The organism is Enterococcus sp. AZ167, assembly GCF_051714025.1.
Lineage (GTDB): Bacteria > Bacillota > Bacilli > Lactobacillales > Enterococcaceae > Enterococcus_D > Enterococcus_D casseliflavus.
Genome location: NZ_JBIORB010000011.1, coordinates 1 through 1,508 on the forward strand (window position 1 = coordinate 1; position 1,508 = coordinate 1,508).

Consider the following 1,508-nt stretch of genomic DNA (forward strand, 5'->3'; position numbering starts at 1 on the left):
GGGACTGTGACATAAGTCCATAGAAGAAAACCGCAAGAAATGACGAGAAATCGTTCATTTCTTGCGGTTTTTTGGGTAAAATAAAAAGGAGCACCGGTTGCCGCCAATGCCCCATCATTTAATCCTGAAAGGACTAAACAAAATGTATACTAATTATAACATGAATCAACTCACTTTGGATCTATCTACTTCATTTTCTCCAAAAGAAAATCATGTCGCCGTTTTTATCCATGAACTGGTCGAAGCGCTTCAGATTAATGACCCCTATCTTTTTGGTCGACCAAGAGAATATGATTTAGGTGCCATGATGAAGTTGGTTCTTTTTGCGTATACACGAGAAACCTTTACAAGTCGCAAGATTGAACGCTTAGCTGAAGAAAACCTCTATGCTCGTTGGTTGACGCAAGAACGGGTTCCAACTTATCGAACGATCGCCCGTTTTTGTGTATCTAACGATGTGCAGGAGTTGACCAATAAAGGCTTAGATCAGTTGACAGAGTATCTGCGTGCACGGAATCTGATTGATGATGCGTTGTTTATTGACGGTACAAAAATCTTGGCAGATGCGAATAAGTACAGCTTTGTCTGGAAGAAAAACACGATCCGATTCGATCAAATGAATCGCGAAAAACTGCTTACTATGATGACGGAACTAAGAGAAGCGTATGCCCTGAAACAGATTCCCGAAGGGACGTCCTTGACAGTAGACATGATAGATGAACTGTTAACACGGATGGAACTACGTCTGGAAGAACTAGAAAAAGAAGTTGAGGCAACGAAACGTCTTTCGCCAAATCCAGCGAAACAACAACGGCGAACGTTGAAAAGCCAAGTACGCAAATTAAATACAAAACGAGAAAAACTTCTGGAACATCAAACGCAGTTTTCTACTTATGGGACAAGAAACAGTTATTCAAAAACTGATCATGATGCGACATTCATGCGCGTAAAAGAAGACCCTATGAAAAATGGCCAACTTAAGCCTGCGTATAACCTGCAGTTCGCTACTTGTAATCAATTTGTACTCGGCTACGATGTCTTTCAAAACCCAACAGACACTAAGACATTGAAACCATTACTGGAAAAGATGAAGATTGCACAAAAGTCCCCTCATTATTTGGTCGCCGATGCAGGCTATGGTTCAGAAAGCAATTACCGCTATATAGAAGATGAACTTCCCCAGCATACTGCACTGATTCCTTATGGAACGATGTTTAAAGAACAAAGCAAGAAATGGCAGACAGATGATCGGAAAGTAATGAATTGGGATTATGAGCCTAAGGAGGACTTTTACATCGACCCCAAAGGGGTACGATTTAATTTTCATGCTTACCGTCAACGAACAGATGCGGATGGCTTTGTCCGAGATTTTAAAGAATACCAAGCAGAAAAAACGGATGCGAACCAAGCGCTCATTCCTGAAGCCTTAACCCCAAAGGGGAATCGCAGAAAGATCACTGTAAATCCGTCTTGGGAATACCATAAAGAAAAACAAAAAGAGCGCTTAT

General features: G+C 41.1%; 1 protein-coding gene. It reads left to right on the top strand.

Annotated features, from left to right (window positions below; all coding sequences use genetic code 11):
- Positions 1-142 precede the first annotated feature (142 nt).
- On the top strand, positions 143-1,508 hold a 1,366-nt coding region (locus IGJ05_RS16120; protein WP_438725374.1), incomplete at its 3' end, for a transposase.